Below are 3,275 nucleotides of genomic sequence, written 5' to 3' on the forward strand. Positions count from 1 at the left end.
CCCCAGAACCCCAACCGCGGCAGGAACCCCGTCCCGGCCCCCGCCCAGCCGGCCGCCGAGGCCAACTGGAACCGCGACGCCGGCCGTTGGACACTCGGCCAGGGCTGGGACATGGCCATCCAGGAAGGTACGGCCCTCGATCTCATCGGTCAGACGCCATACGTTCCGGAAGTCAGTGCCGACACGCTTCCCGGTTCGTCTCCCGAAGAGGCGAGGAACCCGGGAGGAGACTCCGAGAACTCCGAGAGGTGTGACGATTCCGATGGGGCAAACGTCAACGAGAACATTGTCTATCTTCCGCGCGAGAGATTTCGCCCCGGAGCGGATGGTTGCCGCGCCACTGGAATCGTCGGTTACTTCACCGATGCGCAGGACGTGGTGGGCGGCACCGGTACGAGCGTGAGCCAGAACTTCGAGAAGTGGCGTCGAGAAGATCCGAGCTGTCAGGTTCCGGAGGTGACCCCTCCCGACTACGAGAGGTTGCCAAGGGGGCGAGGTGCCCGGGCCAGAGGGCACCTGGCGGGCTGCCAGTTTGGTGGGTCGGGGACGGATCTGCGTAACCTCGTTCCCCTTCATGGGGCGGCGAACATGCCTGCCATGAGTACCATCGAGGGGAGAGTCGCCACACAGATTCGCGCGGGCCAGCGAGTTCACTACGCCGTCACCCCCATCTACCATCCCATCCGAGTCTCAGGTGTGCCGGCTTTCATTCATATCCAGGCTCGTGGAAACAGGGGTATGAATGTCGACTGTTATATTCGAAATGTGGCTTCGAGGTCGGGGAGCAGTCCTGTATGTCTGAGCGAAACCTACAGAAGGCCGACTCCATAGTGCGGATCTCCGAGGTCCTCGGAGGGGGCAGAAGTTCGGGCGACGCCGGCTCCCCCGACTGGCGACCCATCGAGGGATGGTTGGGCACGTCGCTGCCCGACGACTACAAGGAGTTGGCCGAAAAATATGGCGACGGTGTGATCGGGGGCCACCTCTTCATTCCGCATCCCGCAGGGCCTGACCCTCTTCTGGAGTTCATGAAAGAAGGGCGCGAAATCTTCCATGAGGCGTTCGGCGAACATGACGAGATTCCCGTCCGCCTAGCCGCGGTGTGGGATCGGGTGGTGCCGTGGGCCCAGCACGACTGGAACGGAGACATGTGCCTCCTGCTGCCCCCCGTCGAGAGCGGCGGCGGGTGGGCGGTCGTGGTGGCGTTCCGTCAGTGTCCGGATTTCCTCGTCTTCGAGGGGGGCGTGGTCGACTTCCTGGCGGAGCCGCTCGTCAAGGGAATGTGGCCGCGTGGGTGGCCGACGAACCGGCCGGCCTGGTTGTCGAGTGACGATCCGAGCTTCGCGTGACCGCCGTTCTGCTCCCGGGCCGACCCGTAGGCGCGGCACGTCAGGCCGTGAAGCCACCCGGGGTCACCAGGCCCGTCTCGTAGGCGGCGATCACCGCCTGCACGCGGTCGCGGAGGCCGAGCTTGGTGAGGACGTTGCTGACGTGCGTCTTCACCGTGTGCTCGCTCACCACCAGCGCCGCGGCGATCTCCGCGTTGGTCAGGCCGCGGCCGAGCAGCCGCAGGGTCTCGCGTTCGCGGGCGGTGAGCGCGTCCAACAGCTCGGTCCGCGGCGGCGGTAGGGCGCGGCCCGAGGTGAAGGCGGCGATCAGGGCGCGGGTGACGGAGGGGGCGAGCAGCGACTCGCCCGCCACCACGGCCCGGACCGCGTACACCAGGTCGTCGCGTCGCACGTCCTTGAGGAGGAAGCCGCTCGCGCCGGCGCGGAGCGCGTCGAAGAGGTAGTCGTCCTGGCCGTAGGTGGTCAGCATGATGACCCGGCAGTCGGTTTCGGCGCAGACGATCCGGGCCGCCTCCAGGCCGTCCATGCCGGGCATCCGGATGTCGAGGAGCACCACGTCGGGCCGGTGCGCGCGGGCGGCGCCGACCGCCTCGAAGCCGTTGCCGGCCTCGGCGACCACCTCGATGTCCGGCTGTGCGGTGAGGATCATGGCGAAGCCGGCGCGGACCAGCTCCTGGTCGTCGGCGACGACGACACGGATGGTCATGCGCGCACCGCCACCAGGTCCGGGGCCGGCAGGGGGAGTACCGCCCGCACCTCGAACCCGGGTCGGCCGTCCGCCCGGGGACCGGCCGTGGCGTTGCCGCCGCAGGCGGCGGCCCGCTCCCGGATGCCGATCAGACCGTTGCCGCCGGAGGGCAGGCCGGCACCGCCCACGGCTCCGCCGTCGTCGTGGACATGGATCTCCAGGCCCTCGTCGCGCCACCGCAGCCGCACCTCGGCCCGGCTCGCGCGGGCGTGCTTGACGACGTTGGTCAGCGCCTCCTGGACGATCCGGTAGGCGGCCACCCCGCAGGCGGCCGGGACCGGGCCACGAGGCTCGCCCTCGACGTCGAACCGCACGTCGAGGCCGGTCGACGCCACCTGTCCGGCCAGCGCCGGCAGGTCGTGGACGGTCGGCTGCGGCCCGCGTTCACCGTCCGGCTCCCGGAGCACGGCCAGCATCCGCCGCAGCTGGTCGAGCGCGTCGCGCCCGGTACCGGCGATCGCCCCGAACGCCGCCTCGGCGCGGGCCGGTTCGCTGTCCAGCACCACCGGGCCCGCCTCGGCCTGGACGATCATGAGGCTGATGGAGTGCGCGAGGACGTCGTGCATGTCCCGCGCGATCCGGGCGCGTTCGCGTTCGGCCGCGTGCTCCTCGTGCGTCTGGCGCTCACGCTCCAGGCGCAGGGCGCGTTCGGCGAGCATGCTCGCCTGGGCCCGGGCGCCGGCGGAGGCGCGGCCGAGCGCGTAAGCGGCGACGTACAGCACGATGCCGCGGGTCGCGGTCTCGGGCGAGCCGACCGTGAGCAGGCCGGCCCCGCACATCGCCCCGAAGATCGCGAGTCGCACCCGGGGCGAGGCGGTGGCGGCCACCCCGTGCAGGGCGATCAGGACGCCGTACCACAGCGGTTGGGGCGCGACCAGTTCCACCAGGTCGTAGAGGCTGGAGAACACGCCGCAGAGCAGCAGCGCCACCACGGGCGAGCGGCGGCGGAGCACGAGCGGGAGCGAGGCGCCGACCGTGACGACATAGCCCCACCAGTGCCACGGGCGTCCGCTGTCGCTGTGCGCGAACAGCAGCGGCGCGGTCTGGGCCATGGCGACCAGGACGGCGAGTCCCACGTCCGACCAGGGCGAGTCCAGCGAGCGACGGAGTCGGGGAAAGGCGGGCAGAGCGGACACGGACGTGGATTCTCCCACCTCGGGGCGGGCTCAGGCGCGGGC

General features: G+C 70.4%; 4 protein-coding genes. 2 read left to right on the top strand and 2 right to left on the bottom strand.

The window, feature by feature from the left end; translation table 11 throughout:
- Window positions 1-111: 111 nt before the first annotated feature.
- The gene (locus tag E1283_RS40090; protein ID WP_132822050.1) at window positions 112-831 is read left to right on the top strand and encodes a DNA/RNA non-specific endonuclease; all 720 of its coding nucleotides are present in this window, start codon (window positions 112-114) and stop codon (window positions 829-831) included.
- 80 nt (window positions 832-911) lie between these two features.
- Complete coding sequence (locus E1283_RS34155) at window positions 912-1,349, top strand: SMI1/KNR4 family protein (RefSeq protein WP_132822051.1); 438 nt, start codon at window positions 912-914, stop codon at window positions 1,347-1,349.
- 40 nt (window positions 1,350-1,389) lie between these two features.
- On the opposite strand, the gene E1283_RS34160 is transcribed toward E1283_RS34155, so the two are convergent.
- Together E1283_RS34160 and E1283_RS34165 are read right to left on the bottom strand one after the other, a co-directional pair.
- On the bottom strand, window positions 1,390-2,055 hold the full coding sequence (locus E1283_RS34160) for a response regulator (RefSeq protein WP_132822052.1): 666 nt from the start codon (window positions 2,053-2,055) through the stop codon (window positions 1,390-1,392).
- On the bottom strand, window positions 2,052-3,233 hold the full coding sequence (locus E1283_RS34165; RefSeq protein ID WP_132822053.1) for a sensor histidine kinase: 1,182 nt from the start codon (window positions 3,231-3,233) through the stop codon (window positions 2,052-2,054). Before E1283_RS34165 ends, E1283_RS34160 begins: the two co-directional genes overlap by 4 nt.
- Window positions 3,234-3,275: the final 42 nt, after the last annotated feature.

Origin of the sequence: Streptomyces hainanensis (genome assembly GCF_004348415.1) — a bacterium.
Taxonomy (GTDB): Bacteria; Actinomycetota; Actinomycetes; order Streptomycetales; family Streptomycetaceae; genus Streptomyces; species Streptomyces hainanensis.

What these genes read in the sequence shown, in the direction of transcription:
- E1283_RS34160 (WP_132822052.1), bottom strand. Translation starts at nt 2,055, where the DNA reads ATGACCATCCGTGTCGTCGTCGCCGACGACCAGGAGCTGGTCCGCGCC.
- E1283_RS40090 (WP_132822050.1), top strand. Translation starts at nt 112, where the DNA reads ATGGCCATCCAGGAAGGTACGGCCCTCGATCTCATCGGTCAGACGCCA.